Raw genomic sequence first — 17,178 nt, 5'->3', positions numbered from 1 at the left:
CGTTACTGGTCTTTATAGACCACGTTTAACCCCGAGTTGTCTCCCCACTTCTCGGGGTTTCTTTTGCCTGCGATTTGTCACCAAGCGTCGTGCTCGATAAAGAACAACCTGCTGGCTTCCAGATAATCATGCCGACTCTCAGGGTCGAGCCAGGCGGCGTACGCCTGGCTCACGGCTGCGCGAGGGAGGGTGCGCAGCAGTTGATCGATCTCCCGGATCACCTGTCGACCCTGTGTTGTGGCGCTGCAGCCGATGTAGCCGGAGAGGTACTTGCCCGTGTCGCGAATCGGAAAAAACTGCAGTTCGTCTTCGGCGATGCCCTGATGCCTGGCCTGGTAGCGGATCTCCGGGCGGTAGCCCAAGAGCATTCGCAAACGTCCCAGGCGCTGCATCTGCAACAGACTGCCAAGGGCATCATTTCCGTAATGCAGGGTCAGCGAAGAGGCCGGCGCATGTTGGATCACGGCATCGAGATGGTCGCCATAATTGCGCTCGGCAATGACGCCGAGCTTCTCGTCACCGTTGGCCAGTAACGCCCCGAGGTCAACTTCGCCTTCCTTGATGAAGGGTTTGAGGAATTCCTGATCGGAGCGCCGCACCGCCAGCACGTTACTCATTGCTCGGAAAACCGGGGCGGTGAAAACAATCCACTGTTCGCGGACCTCGCTTCGGTTCAGCGCCGCATCGCAGACGAGTGTCTGCTCCTGAAGTATTTGCAAACCGCGCGCGCGATTTACCCGCATCAGGATGTGTTGGTATTGCGGCATCCGCGCGATCAGCAACGGCAACAACTGATCGATGACGCCGCGACTCTTTTCCGGCCCTTCGAAAATCATCAGCGGCGGCAGATCGCGCAGTAGCCAGACGAGCGTTTGCTTTGGTTGCGCGAACGCTGACGAAGTCGGCGTGGCGAGCAGCAGCAAAACCGCGAGCGCACGATGGCCGAGCATCGCGCAGGCAAACAGGCGTCTCAGCTTAAATGGCTCCGTCTGTACGAAGCTTCGCGATCTGTTGCAAGTCGTAGCCAAGGTCGTTGAGTACCTGCGCATTATGTTCGCCCAACTGCGGTCCGACCCATTCCGAACTGCCGGGTGTCTCAGACAGTTTCGGCACGATGCCCGGCATCTTGAAATCTTTGCCATCCGGCAGTTTTGCCTTAAGGAACATTTCCCGCGCCAGGTACTGCGGATCACTGAACATGTCTTCGGCACTGAAGATACGGCTGGCCGGTACATCGGCCTGATTCAGTTGCTCGATGATGGTGTCCAGCGGCAACGAATTAGCCCAGCGATCAATCACGCCATAGAGCTCGTCGCGCCGGCTGTCACGGCCGTCGTTACTGGTCAACAGGGGATCGTTGGCGAGGTCTTCGCGGCCGATGATCAGCATGAAACGTTTGAAGATCGCATCGCCATTGGCGCCGATCTGCACGTGTTTGCCGTCCGCGCTGGTGTGAATCGAAGAGGGCGTGATGCCGGGCATGATGTTGCCGGTTCTTTCGCGGATGAAGCCGAACACGTCGAACTCCGGGACCATGCTTTCCATCATCGCAAAGATCGCTTCATACAATGCCACGTCGACCACTTGGCCGAGACCGCCGTTGACTTCGCGATGACGCAACGCCATCAGCGCGCCAATCACACCCCACAGCGCGGCGATCGAATCGCCGATGGAAATCCCGGTGCGCACCGGCGGGCGGTCTTCGAACCCGGTGATGTAGCGCAAGCCGCCCATGGATTCGCCGACCGCGCCAAATCCTGGCTGGTCTTTCATCGGGCCGGTCTGACCGAAACCCGAAAGTCGCACCATCACCAGCTTCGGGTTGAGGGCGTGCAGAACGTCCCAGCCCAAGCCGAGTTTCTCCAATACGCCGGGGCGAAAATTCTCGATCAGAATGTCGGCTTCACTGAGCAGTTTCTTGAGAATCGCCAAACCCTCCGGGTGTTTCAGGTTCAGCGTCAGAGACTTCTTGTTGCGCGCCTGGACGAACCACCACAAGGACGTGCCTTCATACAGCTTGCGCCATTTACGCAACGGATCACCGCCGTCGGGCGACTCGACCTTGATCACGTCGGCCCCGAACTCGCCGCAAATGCGCGAGGCAAAGGGCCCGGCGATCAAGGTTCCCAATTCGATGACTTTCAGGCCTGAGAGCGGTTTGGCGGTGAACGGCATGCTGGCTCCTGTAGGACAATGGTTGACTGGTAGAGGGTTTTAGCACAGCCCGTCGTCAGTCGCTCGGGGTTGATCGCCTTCTATTCGATGATTGCCCGCTGCATCGGTTAGACTTGCCGCCTTTCCACGTATCAAGAAGCCCGTTCATGGCCCAGCCGTCCACCACTTACAAGTTCGAACTGAACCTTACCGACCTCGATCGCAGCGTCTACGAGAGCGTGAAGCAGACCATCGCCCGTCACCCTTCGGAAACCGAAGAACGCATGACCGTTCGGCTGCTGGCCTACGCCTTCTGGTACAACGAGCAGCTGTCGTTTGGCCGCGGTCTGTCAGACGTGGACGAGCCTGCCCTGTGGGAAAAGAGCCTGGACGATCGCGTTTTGCATTGGATCGAAGTCGGCCAGCCTGACGCCGACCGTCTGACCTGGTGCTCGCGGCGCACCGAACGCACCAGTCTGCTGGCCTACGGCAGCCTGCGCGTCTGGGAAACCAAAGTGATCCCGGCGATCAAGAACCTGAAGAATGTGCACATTGCGGCCGTGCCTCAGGAAATCCTCGAAACCCTGGCCAAAGACATGCCACGCGTTATCAAGTGGGATGTGATGATCAGCGAAGGGACGATTTTCGTCACCGACGACCGCGGTCAACACGAAGTCCAGTTGCAGTGGCTGAGCGGCGAACGCGGCTGATTTCCGTCGCTTCATCCGGTTTTATCCTACGTCTAGAAGAGAAGCACCTGTCACCCCATGCGCATCGAACCTCGCCTGTTGCCCGACACCCTGCCATTCCTTGGTGATCTGCCACCGCTTTTGACCCGTTTATATGCGGCGCGAGGCGTGCAGTCTGAAGCCGAACTGGACAAGAGCCTGGCGCGGTTGATCCCGTTTCAGCGACTCAAAGGCATCGATGCCGCAGTGGATTTGTTGGTGACGGCGCTGGAGCAGCGCCAGCGGATTCTGATCGTCGGCGACTTTGACGCGGACGGTGCCACGGCCAGTACCGTTGGCGTACTGGGCTTGCGGTTGCTGGGCGCAGCTCATGTCGATTATCTGGTGCCGAACCGTTTCGAGTATGGCTACGGTCTGACCCCGGAAATCGTCGAAGTGGCGCTGACGCGAACGCCACAGCTGCTGATCACGGTGGACAACGGCATCTCCAGTGTCGAAGGCGTGGCCGCCGCGAAACTGGCTGGCCTGCAAGTGCTGGTTACCGATCACCATTTGCCAGGCGACGAGTTGCCATTGGCCGACGCCATCGTCAATCCGAATCAGCCAGGCTGTGAATTTCCGAGCAAGGCGCTGGCCGGCGTCGGGGTGATTTTTTATGTACTGATGGCCTTGCGTGCACGGTTGCGCAGTTTCGGTTGGTACGACAACACGCCGCAGCCGAACATCGGTGAGTTGCTCGATCTCGTGGCATTGGGCAGCGTCGCCGACGTGGTGCCACTGGACGCCAACAACCGCATTCTGGTGCATCAGGGACTGGAGCGGATTCGCGCAGGGCGTGCTCGGCCGGGCATCAAGGCGATCCTCGAAGTGGCCAAGCGTGATCACGCGCGCATTACCTCCACCGACCTGGGCTTCATTGTCGGCCCGCGCCTGAATGCGGCGGGCAGGCTGGATGACATGAGCCTGGGCATCGAATGCCTGCTGACCGACAGTGCAGCGCTGGCGCGGGAAATGGCGGTGCAACTTGACGGCATGAATCAGGATCGCAAATCCATCGAGCAGGGCATGCAACGCGAAGCGCTGGCTCAGCTCAAGGATTTGCCGGTGGATTCGATGCCGTTCGGTTTGTGCCTGTTCGATCCGGAGTGGCACCAAGGCGTCATCGGAATCCTCGCGTCGCGTATGAAAGAGCGCTATTTCCGTCCGACATTTGCCTTCGCTGATGCGGGAGACGGCCTGCTCAAAGGCTCGGGACGATCGGTTCAGGGCTTCCATATCCGCGACGCCCTGAGCGTGGTGGCGGCACAGCATCCCAACCTCATCAGCAAATACGGCGGCCACGCCATGGCAGCCGGTCTGACTTTGCCGCAAGCGAATTTTCCGTTGTTCGCTGAAGCCTTCGATGCAGAAGTGCGCCGGCAATTGCGCGAGGAAGACCTGACCGGAAGAATGCTCTCGGACGGCACGCTGGCCGTGGAGGAATTCCATCTGGAATTGGCCCGCGCGCTGCGGCATGCCGGGCCTTGGGGCCAGCATTTTCCGGAGCCGCTGTTTCATGGCGTGTTTCAGTTGGTCGAGCAGCGAGTGGTCGGCGAGCGACATTTGAAAGTGGTGCTCAAAAGCGAATGCGGTGCGGTGAAGCTGGACGGGATCGCGTTTGGCATTGACCGCGAGGTGTGGCCGAATCCGACCATCAAATGGGTGGAGTTGGCGTACAAGCTGGACCTCAACGAATTTCGCGGGAATGAAACCGTGCAGTTGATGATTGCCCATATCGAACCGCGTTGACCCCTTCGCGAGCAAGCCCGCTCCCACATTGGTTTTGTGCTCAACGGAGATCCACTGTGGGAGCGGGCTTGCCCGCGAAAGCGATCTTCCCTCACACCGAATCGCTATGAACCCTCGCTCATCCCGCGATGTCGACTAGGCTCTAAGCACTGCTTGAAATCCTTGTGACGTCTTGTCGAATTTTTTGCCCGCGGGGGCGGGTGCTGTGCCTTCTTTTCTGTCACTCGTCGACTTTTCAAACAGAACCCTGGAGCCTGCCCACTGATTTGAGAGGTGCCCCATGAGTCTGCTGCTTGAACCCTACACACTTCGCCAATTGACCCTGCTCAACCGCATCGCGGTCTCGCCCATGTGCCAGTACTCGAGCGTTGATGGTCTGGCCAATGACTGGCACCTGGTCCACCTCGGCAGTCGCGCTGTCGGCGGCGCCGGGCTCATTTTCACCGAAGCCACGGCGATCACTGCCGACGGCCGTATCACGGCCGAGGACCTCGGCCTGTGGAACGACGAACAGATCGAACCCCTGCAACGCATCACTCGCTTCATCGCGGCTCAAGGGGCTGTGGCTGGTATTCAACTGGCGCACGCCGGGCGTAAGGCCAGCACTTTTCGGCCATGGCTGGGCAAGCATGGCAGCGTCAAACCGGACGACGGCGGCTGGACCCCGGTCGGCCCTTCGCCGATTGCCTTCGACCCGCAACACACTCAGCCCAAGCCACTCGACGAGGGCGCGATTGCCGAGGTTATCCAGGCTTTTGTCGACTCGGCGAAGAGGGCACTGACGGCGGGTTTCAAAGTGGTGGAAATTCATGCGGCGCATGGTTATCTGCTGCATCAATTTCTTTCACCGCTGAGCAATCAGCGACGCGATCAGTATGGCGGATCGTTTGAAAATCGTATTCGTCTGGTGCTGCAGGTGACCGAAGCGGTGCGTGCGGTATGGCCTGAGGAGTTGCCGCTGTTCGTGCGGGTGTCGGCTACCGATTGGGTAGAGGATGGTTGGAATCCGGATGAAACCGTTGAACTCGCGCGACGGCTCAAGGATTTGGGCGTGGACCTGATCGACGTTTCTTCAGGCGGCACTGCGGCCAACGCGGAGATTCCTACGGGGCCGGGTTATCAGACGCGGTTTGCCGAGCGCGTGCGCAAAGAATCGGGCATGGCCACCGGCACGGTGGGGATGATTACCGAGCCGGCGCAGGCTGAGCATATTTTGCGAACCTGTCAGGCGGACATTATTTTCCTGGCGCGGGAGTTGCTGCGGGATCCGTATTGGGCGTTGCATGCGGATGATGATCTGGGTGGCCGCAAGGCAATCTGGCCAGCGCAGTATCAGCGGGCGACGCATCGGGATCAGCCGATTCATGAGTCGGATTTGCGGGATTGAGTTGAGCTGGTTCTGAGGTGAGCCCTGGTTTTTGGTGACTGGGGCTTTTTTTGTGGGGCTTGGTGTCGATCGCCGCTCACCGATCGTTCCCATGCTCCGCGTGGGAATGCATCCCGTGACGCTCTGCGTCACACTCATGCATGGCTGCAGTTTTGCGTCCATTCTGGAACGCTGAGCGTCCCTGGCGGCATTCCCACGCGGAGCGTAGGAACGATCCTCAAAGCCACAGTGCGCCGAGGCTGCGTGAGGAGGAACGGACCCAATATCTGCCCTATTTACGCCGGAATGGCGGTAAGCGGGCGATTCAGACGCTTGGTGAAATCCAGCCACGCCCCGAGCAACGCCATCAACCCGACCCCCAAAAACGCCGTCGTGATTTGCATGACGACAGCATCGTCAGCCATCGCATTGACCATATCCGCCAACGGCGCCAACAGCACACCCAGGCAAAAAATCTCTAGCGAGTAGCGCCCCATTCGACAACTCTGCTGTGCCGCCCAGTTCTGCGTCCAGCCCCCGTTCGGCAACAGCTTTGCAGTGACATAAGCGATGGCTAAAAAGTGCAGCAACCGCACCGGTGACAGATCGGTCTTGCTGATCGGGTACAACACACTACTCAGACTTGCTGGCATCAACGCGTCGTGAACGTCCGGCCAGCGCCACAGCAGCGTAATGATCCCGGTCACCAACGCGTACAGTGCCGCCACCCTAAACAGCGGCTGACGCCACACGGGCCGCGTCTCCGGCACGCGTGGGCGCTGCCCCTGAATCGCCGCAAATCCGCCCAGCACAAACAGCAACTGCCACGTCACCGGGTTGAAGTACCAGACGCCGTCCTTGATCGCCGCAAGGTTCCAGCCGAACGCAGGCGCGAGCAAATACACCGTCAGCGATGCCCCAACGACCGCCCAAGCGCTACGCATCATCAACGGCAACACCAGCGGCAGGCCCGCCAGCAGCACGATATACAGCGGCAGCGGGTCCATCAGGTTCGGTTTAAAGCGCAGCAGCAACTCGTCCGTCAGCGCCTGTTGAGGATTGCTGATGAAGTGTTGCAGCCCCATCTCCTCGACCAGGTCGCGGGTCTCCACGTGGCTGTTGGCGAAGAACACAATGCCCATCAGCATCGCCAACAGGAAAATGTGTACTACATAGAGCACCCAGGCACGGCGTAGAATTTTCACGCAGGCGATCAGATAACCGTCGCGCTGAAGGATTTTTCCGTACGCCAGAACGGCTGCATAACCGGCGAGAAATACGAAGATCTCGGCGGCATCGCTGAAGCCGAAATTGCGCGGGGTAATTTGCCCCAGCGGGTTTTGCGGCACGTGATCCCAGAAAATGAAGATCAGCGCCAGGCCTCGAAAAAAGTCGATTCGGTGATCGCGTTCAGACGTCATGGCTACGGTCTCGTGAACGGGTATTGAGTAATGAGTCGTTGGTTCAGGCATATCGCGCAAGCAGGTTGTACGACGGTTTCGCCGCCGAACGGGGGCAAGCCCCCTCGCCACAGGTGCAAGGCGGCGCGCAGGGTGGCGCGAATTGCAGAGAATTGCAAAAAAACGGCTATTACTGAATGTCTCGATTACGGCCCGCAGGCGGGGTCAGGCTGTACATCCGCAATGGCTCGCGGAGTGGACCGGTGGGTTCCGGCGCCAACCGCCGGAAATGGATTTTCAGGAAGCCACTTGATATCCGCAGTCACTCCTCAAGCGGCACAGGCGTCAGGGGAATTTGCAGGGTAAACCTGGCACCCTTGCCCGGTCCGTCGCTGTGGGCGCTGAGTTGCCCATTCATCTCGATCGCGGCCAAGGCGCAGCTGTGCAATCCGAAACCATGGCCTTCTTTGCGGGTCGTGAACCCGTGGGCAAAAATGCGCGTCATGTTCTCCGCAGCGATGCCTTCGCCATCGTCCTTGACGCTGATCTGCAGGGTCGTCTCATCGATGATTCTGACACTCAGCGTCATTTCGCGCGGTCGCTTTTTGAGGTCGGACATCGCGTATTTGGCGTTGCTGATCAGGTTAATCAAAATCAGCAGCAGGCGGTGCTTGTCGCCCATGACCGACGGCACTTCGCTGTAATCTCTGACCACGACGACCTGATGCCGGGTCAGCGCGCCGGCATTCATGCGCAGGGCATCTTCCAGCAATTCGCTGATGTTCAGCGGCTCCATCGGGCTGTTGGCACCAGCGTAGGATTGCTGGGTGGAAACGATGTCCTTGATGTGATCGACGCTTTTACTCAACTGCGCCAGCTCCTCAGCCATGTCGTGCTGCTCCTGAGCAATCGCATCGACCAGTTGATTGAGGTAATTGACCACTAACTTGCCTTTCTCGTCGCGGGTCGGGTCAGGAAAGTGCCGAGATCATCTGGATGTTCGTTGATCAGTTGCATGGCTTTACCCAGCCCCAAGGCTTTGCTGCCGCGCAGTTTGCGACTGACCTGATCCGCCGAGATGTTCACGCTGTTGAGTACATTGCCGACGTTGTGCAACACATTCGTCGCGATCTCTGCCATGCCGGCCAGGCGCGCTGTGTCGAGCAGTTCGCTTTGTGTGTCCTGGAGTTCACGCGTGCGTTCTTCGACCCGTACCTCCAGTTCGTCATTGGCGGTTTGCAGGTCGTTGTTGACCCGATGAATCACCGTGAAACTGCGCATCAGGTGAATCGCCAGGTACACCAGCAACAGCACCAGCAGCACCGAAAATAACAGCATGAGGAAGTGGTAGCGCTGGTCGACCGCATCAGCCTGCTGCTGATCCGCATTCAGCAAGTGGGTGATCTCATCCAGGCGTTCAGCCACAGGAATCGCTTCAATACGTTGGAGCAGATCGTTGACCACCGGCTGCTCGCGCAGGATCAGCCCGATGTGGTTGCTGAGAATCTCGATGGGGCTGTGAAACTGCTCGGGCAGACGCAGCTTGTTCACGGCCAGCTTGTTCAGGCCGACTAAAATGTCGGCGGCTTTTTCGTCGGAAGTGACCTGGGCAAACTCGAGGCTGCTGAGCAGCAGATCGTAAGTATCGGTGGCGAAGTTCTGCAGTTGCAGTTTGTCGCCATCGACGAGTTGAGCGAGTTGCTCTTGAATAGCGTCTTCAGCCGCCGGCAGAAAGGCCAGTGAGTTGCGCAGCAGTGCATTGTGGGATTTGAACTGCTCGACCAGTCGGATTTTTTCCGCGAGTGCATCGCTGTAGCCCGCATGACTGGCGCGCCAGACTGGCGAGACGTTACGGCCGTGATTCGATTTCATGGTGTCGAAGCGTTCCCACAACTCGCTCATCTCGGCCAGCGGTATCACCAGAAGATCGTAATTGGGATCGGTAGCGACCCTGGCTTTGAGAATCTGTAACTCCCAATGCGCGTTCAGCTGTTTGATCCGGCCGATGAGGTCTCGCGACTCTGCGTAGGTGGATGTCTGGTTGGAGTTTGATTTGAGGTACAAGAAAAGCAGGGTCGATGCCAGTAGAACAGCAACGACACTGAGCAGTATCAGGCTGCGCCCGCGGGACATCTTCATAACGGTTTGCCCTCCCACTCACCGGTCAGGGTCTTGAGAAACTTGATGATCAGCGTCTTGTCTTCGGCAGAAGGAATGCGCCCCAGCTGGTACCTGAACATGACCTCTACCGCTTCTTCGAGGGTTTCTGCCGAGCCGTCATGAAAGTACGGCGCGGTCACGGCAACGTTGCGCAGGCTAGGCACCTTGAACACGTTGCGGTCCATGTCGTCCTTGGTGACTTGATAGCGTCCCAGGTCAATCGGGGTGGGATTGCCGCGAGCCTTGAAGTAGTCGCCCATCACGCCGAATTTCTGCAGCATGTTGCCGCCGATGTTCACCCCTTGATGGCAGGCTATGCAGCCGTTGCTTTTGAAACGCTGGTAGCCATATTTTTCCTCCTGGCTGAGGATCCCGGTATCGCCTCGCAGGTACTGGTCGAAACGCGAATTGCTACTGATCAGCGTCCGTTCGTAAGTAGCGAGCGCGTTATTTACGTTGCTTTCAGTCACCCCGTCCGGATACGCCTTCTCGAATGACGCCCGGTAGTTGGCATCGGCGCCCAGCATCTGCACCACGTCCCTCCAGTTGCCGCTCATTTCGCCCGGGCTCTGCACGGCTTCGTGTACCTGGGCGCGCAGCGTCATGCTACGCCCGTCCCAGAAGTGGCTGAAGTTCAGCGCAGCGTTGAAAATGCTGGGGGTGTTCACCGAAACCGGCAGGCCCAGGACGCCCACTGAAAAGGCTACGGTATCAGCCCCGCCTTTGTTCAGTTGATGGCAATTGGCACAAGACAGCTTGCTGTTGGCGGATAGCCGTGGTTCGTTGAACAGCTGGCGCCCCAGTTCGACCTGTAATGGATTGAGCTGCGGTACGGCCGGTAACGGTTTGATCGGTTCGTTGAGCATCCCGGCCTGGGCGTTCAGGCCGAGCCCAGACAGCAGCATCAGAATCAGGCAGAGCAGGGACGGCGATATCATGTGATTCCTTGGTTGAACGCACGCCTGCCGTTGGGCACCGTTCACAGAGGGGCAGAGGAAGCGGTCTTCACCGATTTCAGGTATTGCACGAAGGCATCCGGTTCCACCGGTTTGCTGAAGTAATAACCCTGCACTTCCTCACATTGGCGGGCCTTGAGAAATTCCAGTTGTTCGAGCGTTTCCACACCTTCGGCAATGATGGTCAGGTTGAGGCTGCGGCCCAGGCTGATAATCGCGCTGACCAGCGCCGCGTCATTGCTGTCGCTGCTCAAGCCACGGATGAATGACTGATCGATTTTCAACACATCGATCGGGAAGCGACGCAGGTAACTGAGGCTGGAGTAGCCGGTGCCGAAATCGTCGATGGCCAGGCGAACCCCTAACGCTTTGATCCGGTTCAACGTATTGACCGTGGCTTCGACGTTTTGCATCAGTACGCCTTCGGTAATCTCCAGCTCCAGGCAGGTCGGGTCCATACCGGTTTGCTGGAGGATCTGCTCGATACTTTCAACGAAGTCGCGTTGGCGAAAGTCGATCGCCGAGATGTTTACCGACATGCAGATCTTTGGCAGACCGGCCTTACGCCAGGCACACGTTTGTCGACAGGCCTGGACCAACACCCACCGGCTGAGGGGGACGATCAGGCCGCTGTCTTCGGCAACCCCGATAAAATCCGAAGGGTAGATATAACCCTGCCCCGGTTTCTGCCAGCGGATCAGCGCCTCGGCACCCACCACCTGGCCACTGCTGAGGCCCAGTTTCGGCTGGTAATGCAGGACAAATTCGTTGCGTTCCAGCGCCAGCCTAATGCCGGTTTCGATGCTTTGCTGGTCCCGGGCACGCTGGTTCATTTCTTCGATGAAGAAGCTGAAATCGTTCGGGCCGCTTTCCTTGACGTTGCGCATTGCGGTTTCGGCTTTCTTGATCAGATCGATGGCGTCCACACCATCGTCCGGGTAAATGCTGATGCCCAGGCAAGCAGTGACGCTTAAATCGTGGCCGGCAATGTGCTGCGGACGGCGGATGGACTTGAGCAGCTTTTCGGCAATGCCTTTGGTTTGTTGCGGATGGCGGATGTCAGAGAGGATCAGCACAAACTCGTCCGAGCCGTAACGAAACACCGAATCGGACCCGCGCACGGTCGCCACCAGGTTTTGCCCGACCCGTTTCAGCATTTCATCACCGGCCGGATGACCGAGGGCATTGTTGATGCGCTTGAAACGGTCGAGCCCGAGAAACATCACCGCCAGTTGCTTGTCATGCCGACGCGACAGTGCCAGCGATTGATTCAGGCGGTCGCCAAGCAAGGTGCTGTTGGGCAACTCGGTGAGAACATCGAACTGCAGGAGATGGGAGACCTTGAGCAGCTCGTGAACCCGAGCCTCGATGGTCTGCTCCAGGCTGAGCATCTTGCTGGCCGCGTCCTGAGCCATCTGCCATTTCCAGGTGAGGGCGCTGGCCATCTGGCGGATTTCCAGGCTGTCGAAGGGCTTTTTCAACACCAGCAACTGGTCGCCGAACTCCAGTCGATCGGCCATGGCTTCCCAGCTGTAGTCGGAATACGCCGTGCACAACGCAATTTGCAGGTGCGGATCGACTTTCCACAGCTGTTCGATCGTCTCCAGACCGTCCCAGCCCGGCGGCATGCGCATGTCGGTAAACACCAGCGAATAGGGGCGGCCCTCTGCCAGCGCACGTTTTACCAGCTGCAGGGCTTCTTGGCCCTGATAGGCGGAATCCAGTTCAAAGGTCGGCCGTTGTGGCTGCAAGGTGCCGAACAGAGCTGCTTCGGTGTCTGCCAGAGATTGCTCGCCGTCCGGTACAGGGCCGAGGATTTTGCGAAAATCCTGATGGATGGAGGGCGCGTCGTCGACGATCAGGATGCGCCGATTGGCCCGGGCCAGCGGCCTGCTCATCAACATCTGCCTGCAATGGCAGGGAGTGGGTGTGAAACATTCATACGGGGCATCCTTTCCCTGATCACCTGGCGAAGGGGAGATTGTGGATCCGAGTCAATGGAGCATAGTCGCCCGGCTTCGACTTCGCGTAGCTGACTGAGACGAATCATTTCCGGAGCCTTGGAATCTCCTTTCCGTTGCCCCGGTGATGTCACGCTGGCGCCATTGACACAAACCTCATCCTGCCGTTTGATCGAGGTTCGCCAAGCGCGACCATCTACCCATTCATGTCAAAGGGACTCGCCATGATTCCGCTTCAAGATCTGCTGATCTTCGCCGCCGCCGCACTGATCATGGTGCTCACGCCGGGGCCGAACATGATCTATCTGATCTCCCGTTCGATCTGTCAGGGCCGCAGGGCCGGGGTGACCTCGCTGCTGGGCGTGGTCGCGGGTTTTTTTGTGCACATGTTCACGGCAGCCGCCGGTTTGACCGCAGTGTTTCTGGCGGTACCGATGGCCTACGAAGTCCTCAAGTGGGCCGGTGCCTTGTACTTGTTGTGGCTGGCGTGGCAGGCGGTCAGACCGGGCGCCCGTTCGCCGTTTGAAGCCCGGCAATTGCCACCGGACTCCTCGCGAAAACTGATCACCATGGGTTTTCTCACCAGTGCGTTAAACCCGAAGATCGCGGTTTTTTATCTCTCGGTGTTTCCGCAGTTCATCACGCCGGAGCATGGCTCGTTGTTCGCCCAAAGCATTGTGCTGGGGCTGACCCAGATCAGCGTCAGTTTCAGCGTCAACCTGCTGATCGCGCTGTTTGCGGCAGGTATTGCCTCATGGTTCGTCAGTAACCCGACGTGGCTGGCGGTGCAGCGCTATTTGATGGGGTTCGTGCTGGCGGCGCTGGCGGTGCGGCTGATGCTCGAGCAACGCAGGACGGCATGACGATGTGGATCGAGCGATTGGATGTCAGCCATGCGCTGGATTATCGGGCGCTGATGCTCGAAGCCTATGACCTGCATCCCCAGGCGTTTACTTCCAGTGTCCGCGAGCGCGCGGTGACGCCGCTAAGTTGGTGGGAATCGCGCCTCACCGGCAAGCTGGATGTGGTGCTCGGTGCATTCGACGAGGCGGGCCTGGCCGGCATCGTCGGCCTTGCGTTCGAACCTCGAGAAAAAGCCTGGCACAAGGTGACCCTGTTCGGCATGTACGTGTCGGCCAGAGCCCGTCAACGTGGGCTGGGTGCTCAACTGGTGCGGGCAGCATTGGCTGAAGCGAAAAACCATCCCAAGCTGAGGCTGATCCAGTTGACCGTCACGGCCGGCAACGACGCAGCGTTCAAGCTGTACCAGCGCTGCGGTTTTGTTCAGTTCGGACTGGAGCCGATGGCTGTGCGGGTGGGCGAGGATTATTTCGACAAGATCCACATGTGGCGCGAGCTCTGAAACTTCCCCGGTGATCGTTTCGCCAAGTCCCCTCGCCACAGGGAGCGTGGCGTGATCAACGAACTGCACTGACCCCGTCGAGCGTCGAGAACGAGGTGTCCTTCGCTGTCAGCAAAAAATCACGCATGTACGGCGCATCCAGCATGTCCGCGCGAATCCCCGCATACAGCGTCGCAAACAGACCTTTCTCACCCAACCGCTTGGCTTTCACGTAACCCCGTGAGCTGTATTCATGCAGCGCCCAATGCGGCATGCCGCACACGCCGCGTCCGCTGGCGACCAGTTGCATCATCATCACCGTCAGTTCCGAGGTGCGCACCTGCGCCGGTTCGATATCGGCCGGCTCAAGGAAACGAGTGAAGATATCCAGCCGATCGCGCTCCACCGGGTAGGTGATCAGGGTTTCGCTGAGCAGGTCCTCCGGGACGATATAAGCCTTGCTCGCCAAGCGGTGCTGATTGGCCACCGCGAGCATCGCTTCATAGGTGAACAGCGGCACATAAGTGATGCCCGCCAGCTCCAGAGGATCGGACGTCACCACCAAATCCAGATCGCCGCGGGCCAGGGCTGGCAGCGGTGCGAAAGCAAAACCTGACGCCAGGTCAAGTTCGACTTCCGGCCAGGCATCGCGGAACTGGTCGATGGTCGGCATCAACCACTGAAAACAGCTGTGGCATTCGATCGCCATGTGTAGACGCCCTGCGGTGCCGCCCGCCAGCCGCGCAATGTCGCGCTCGGCGCCGCGCAGCAACGGCAGCGTCGCGTCGGCCAGTTGCAGCAGGCGCAAACCGGCGCTGGTGAACCGCACCGGTTTGGTCTTGCGCACGAACAAGGGCATGCCCATGCGCTCTTCAAGTTCCTTGAACTGGTGCGACAGTGCCGATTGTGTCAGGTGCAGGCGATCAGCCGCATCGACCAGGCTGTCGGCTTCGCGCAAGGCATGCAGGGTTTTCAGGTGACGGATTTCAAGCACCGGCGGCTCCATGAGGAAAATTTGTGATCAACACGAAAAGGTTGAGTTTGTCTCATGTTGCTTTAGCTGTCGACAATGGCGCCATGGTTTACAGCATCTTTTATGGAGCGCAATTTCATTATGGTCTTGGCACACACACTTGGTTTCCACCATCAGGTTCCGGACTTCAGCGCTGAACAGTCGTTCAAACTGAGCTGGGAGCAGCTGTTCGATGAAGTCTGTGAAGCCCGGGCACTCGGTCAGGTCAAACCGGTGATCATCGGCCCGCTAACTTACCTTTGGCAGGGCAAGGTCAACCCCGGTGGCAAGGGCGATGGCAAGGACTTCGACAAGCTCGACCTGCTGGAGCGGTTGCTGCCGGCTTACAACGAAATTCTTGTGCGCCTTGCCGGGCAAGGTGTGGAATGGGTCCAGATCGACGAACCGATTCTGACCCTCGACTTGCCGCAGGCCTGGAAGAACGCGTTCGAGCGTGCTTATCACATCCTTCAATACTCGCCGTTGAAAAAACTTGTGGCCACTCACTTAAGTGGTCTGGGAGGCAACCTCGGCCTGGCAGTCAGCCTACCTGTGCAAGGCTTGCACATCGACGCAGTGCGCGCGCCGGATCAACTTGGTCAGGTGCTGGATCGCCTGCCGACTTACAAAATTCTGTCGGTGGGCCTGGTCAGCGCTGCCAACGCCTGGCGCTGCGAACTGGAGCAGGCGCTGGCGCAACTGCAACCGGCGCAGGAACGCTTCGGCGACAACCTGTGGGTCAGCAGTTCCTGTTCGCTGCTGCACAGCCGGCAGACCTCTTTCGCGAACACAATCTCGACCCGGAACTGATCAGGCGGCGCGGCAGTTGCCTAGCCAGCCGCAATACGACCGCTCAGCACTCTTCATCAAACTGTCACGTAACTGTGGCAGCGCGCTTGAACAAAATTCATCAGACTCGCGCTCTACTGGGGTTCTGTGTTTCGGTGTTTTTTCATGCGTGCTTTGTTTTTATCAAGGGCCATATTTTTGGCCGCGTTATTTTTCGGCTTGCCGTCCTTTGCGGCTTCGCGATGTGATGTCGATGTTCCCACCGAGCGGGTCGATCTGGCGCAGGTCAGCCTGGCGTACCAGAGCATCGGCCGTGCGTCGGACCCGGCGCTATTGCTGGTGATGGGCCTGGGCGGACAGTTGATTCACTGGCCGGACGAGGTGGTGGTCGCCCTCTGTCAGCAAGGCTTCCGGGTGATTCGTTACGACAATCGCGATGTCGGCCTGTCCACTTGGCGGACCTCACCGGTGGACGCCAACCTGACCTTCGAAGTGCTGCGCTACAAACTCGGCTTGCCCGTCGCGGCGCCTTACACGCTGACCGATATGGCCGGTGATGCCTTCGGTTTGATGGACGCGCTGCACGTCGAGCAATTTCACGTGCTGGGCGCAAGCATGGGCGGCATGATCGCCCAGCACATGGCCGCCATGGCGCCAGAACGGGTCGAGACCCTGACGCTGATCATGACCACCTCCGGTGCCGAAGGACTGCCGGCGCCGACGGCGGCATTGGTGCAATTGCTCTCGCGCCGCAGTGCACCGAATCGCGAGGTGGCCCTTGAGCAACAGGCGGATTTGCTTGCGGCACTGGGCAGCCCGACGATCAACGATGACCGACAGGCGTTGCTGGAGCAAGCGGCGCAATCCTATGACCGGGCATTCAACCCTGAGGGCGTAAAGCGCCAGATCATGGCGATTCTTGCGGAGCGGAGCAGGGTGGCGCTGCTCAATCAGTTACGCGTGCCGACCCTTGTCGTGCATGGCACGGCGGACCCTTTGTTACCGGTGATGCATGGCGTTCATCTGGCGGCGCACATCCGGGGCAGTCAGTTGAAATTGATCCCGGGGTTGGCCCATCGCTTTCAGGAGGCGTTCAAGGTGCCACTGCTCGCGGCTGTGTTGCCGTACTTGCAGGCGCACCGCGAAGACACGTCGCATTGGGCGCAAGTCGATCCCGCGCCGATTCCCAACCTGTTGTAGCGTCGCCCTCCACAGCTGATTGATTCAGCCGTGGATTCGCACCCAGACCGAGACCAGCGCCGTGGCCGCCATCAGCCACGCCACGGCCGCTACCGCCAACGAAGCCTCCAGGCGCATCCGGTCAACCATCACGTACAACGTCGCCAGGTAAATGAAATACGGAATGATCGACCACATGCCAAACACGATGGTGGCTTTGAGGTCCTCCAGCGAACGTCCCTTGCCGACAATGTAGTGAGCGATTAACGCAAACGTCGGAAACAACGGCACCAGCCCGGCAATGTAATAGTTTCTGGTTTTGGCCAGTGCGGCGAGGATCAATACCACCCCGGCGCCGAGGAGCGCTTTGAACATCAGGTCC

13 protein-coding genes and 2 pseudogenes are annotated in these 17,178 nt (G+C 59.0%); 7 read left to right on the top strand and 8 right to left on the bottom strand.

What is annotated here, in order from left to right; all coding sequences use genetic code 11:
• Positions 1–77 precede the first annotated feature (77 nt).
• A complete protein-coding gene (locus DU29_RS0123265) occupies positions 78–1,049 on the bottom strand; it encodes a TIGR02285 family protein (RefSeq protein ID WP_050483164.1) in 972 nt (323 codons plus the stop codon).
• On the bottom strand, positions 976–2,175 hold the full coding sequence (locus DU29_RS0123260) for a CaiB/BaiF CoA transferase family protein (RefSeq protein ID WP_028623873.1): 1,200 nt from the start codon (positions 2,173–2,175) through the stop codon (positions 976–978). Before DU29_RS0123260 ends, DU29_RS0123265 begins: the two co-directional genes overlap by 74 nt.
• Before the next feature lie 146 nt (positions 2,176–2,321).
• Between DU29_RS0123260 and DU29_RS0123255 the strand changes: the two genes are divergently transcribed.
• From DU29_RS0123255 to DU29_RS0123245, 3 genes are all read left to right on the top strand, one after another.
• Entirely contained in the window at positions 2,322–2,864 is a 543-nt protein-coding gene (locus DU29_RS0123255) for a YaeQ family protein (RefSeq protein ID WP_028623872.1), read from the top strand.
• Between the two features lie 57 nt (positions 2,865–2,921).
• Positions 2,922–4,631, top strand: a complete 1,710-nt coding sequence (recJ, locus tag DU29_RS0123250) for a single-stranded-DNA-specific exonuclease RecJ (RefSeq protein WP_028623871.1) — start codon at positions 2,922–2,924, stop codon at positions 4,629–4,631.
• A 280-nt stretch (positions 4,632–4,911) separates the two neighbouring features.
• The gene (locus DU29_RS0123245) at positions 4,912–6,018 is read left to right on the top strand and encodes an NADH:flavin oxidoreductase/NADH oxidase (RefSeq protein WP_028623870.1); all 1,107 of its coding nucleotides are present in this window, start codon (positions 4,912–4,914) and stop codon (positions 6,016–6,018) included.
• A gap of 275 nt (positions 6,019–6,293) precedes the next feature.
• On the opposite strand, the gene DU29_RS0123240 is transcribed toward DU29_RS0123245, so the two are convergent.
• The 4 genes and pseudogenes from DU29_RS0123240 to DU29_RS0123225 all read right to left on the bottom strand — a co-directional run bounded on the left by DU29_RS0123240 (position 6,294) and on the right by DU29_RS0123225 (position 12,411).
• Complete coding sequence (locus tag DU29_RS0123240; RefSeq protein ID WP_028623869.1) at positions 6,294–7,418, bottom strand: OpgC family protein; 1,125 nt, start codon at positions 7,416–7,418, stop codon at positions 6,294–6,296.
• Positions 7,419–7,719: 301 nt separating this feature from the next.
• A pseudogene (locus DU29_RS01000000130345) lies at positions 7,720–9,536 on the bottom strand (DAHL domain-containing protein).
• Entirely contained in the window at positions 9,533–10,492 is a 960-nt protein-coding gene (locus tag DU29_RS0123230) for a cytochrome c peroxidase (protein ID WP_028623868.1), read from the bottom strand. The pseudogene DU29_RS01000000130345 and the gene DU29_RS0123230 overlap by 4 nt, the downstream one beginning before the upstream one ends.
• Positions 10,493–10,536: 44 nt before the next feature.
• Positions 10,537–12,411 (bottom strand): putative bifunctional diguanylate cyclase/phosphodiesterase, encoded by a 1,875-nt coding sequence (locus DU29_RS0123225; protein WP_028623867.1) that lies wholly within the window; start codon positions 12,409–12,411, stop codon positions 10,537–10,539.
• Positions 12,412–12,698: 287 nt separating this feature from the next.
• Here DU29_RS0123225 and DU29_RS0123220 point away from each other — a divergent pair, with 287 nt between their 5' ends.
• Together DU29_RS0123220 and DU29_RS0123215 are read left to right on the top strand one after the other, a co-directional pair.
• Positions 12,699–13,337, top strand: coding sequence for a LysE family translocator (locus DU29_RS0123220; protein WP_028623866.1), 639 nt, complete (start codon positions 12,699–12,701; stop codon positions 13,335–13,337).
• Positions 13,338–13,339: 2 nt separating this feature from the next.
• Positions 13,340–13,837 (top strand): GNAT family N-acetyltransferase, encoded by a 498-nt coding sequence (locus tag DU29_RS0123215; protein WP_028623865.1) that lies wholly within the window; start codon positions 13,340–13,342, stop codon positions 13,835–13,837.
• Between the two features lie 55 nt (positions 13,838–13,892).
• Here DU29_RS0123215 and metR read toward each other — a convergent pair whose 3' ends face one another.
• Positions 13,893–14,810: a transcriptional regulator MetR gene (gene metR, locus DU29_RS0123210; RefSeq protein ID WP_028623864.1), complete on the bottom strand. Its 918-nt coding sequence runs from the start codon at positions 14,808–14,810 to the stop codon at positions 13,893–13,895.
• Between the two features lie 144 nt (positions 14,811–14,954).
• Here metR and DU29_RS0123205 point away from each other — a divergent pair.
• Together DU29_RS0123205 and DU29_RS0123200 are read left to right on the top strand one after the other, a co-directional pair.
• A pseudogene (locus DU29_RS0123205) lies at positions 14,955–15,637 on the top strand (5-methyltetrahydropteroyltriglutamate--homocysteine S-methyltransferase); the annotation flags it as partial.
• 145 nt (positions 15,638–15,782) lie between these two features.
• The gene (locus tag DU29_RS0123200) at positions 15,783–16,817 is read left to right on the top strand and encodes an alpha/beta fold hydrolase (RefSeq protein ID WP_028623862.1); all 1,035 of its coding nucleotides are present in this window, start codon (positions 15,783–15,785) and stop codon (positions 16,815–16,817) included.
• 24 nt (positions 16,818–16,841) lie between these two features.
• On the opposite strand, the gene DU29_RS0123195 is transcribed toward DU29_RS0123200, so the two are convergent.
• Positions 16,842–17,171: a GlpM family protein gene (locus DU29_RS0123195; protein ID WP_177326981.1), complete on the bottom strand. Its 330-nt coding sequence runs from the start codon at positions 17,169–17,171 to the stop codon at positions 16,842–16,844.
• Positions 17,172–17,178 lie beyond the last annotated feature (7 nt).

The organism is Pseudomonas sp. Ant30-3 (assembly GCF_000690905.1).
Taxonomy (GTDB): Bacteria; Pseudomonadota; Gammaproteobacteria; order Pseudomonadales; family Pseudomonadaceae; genus Aquipseudomonas.
The sequence above is the reverse complement of the archived record's forward strand: the minus strand, read 5'-3'. Positions and strand labels throughout refer to the sequence as shown.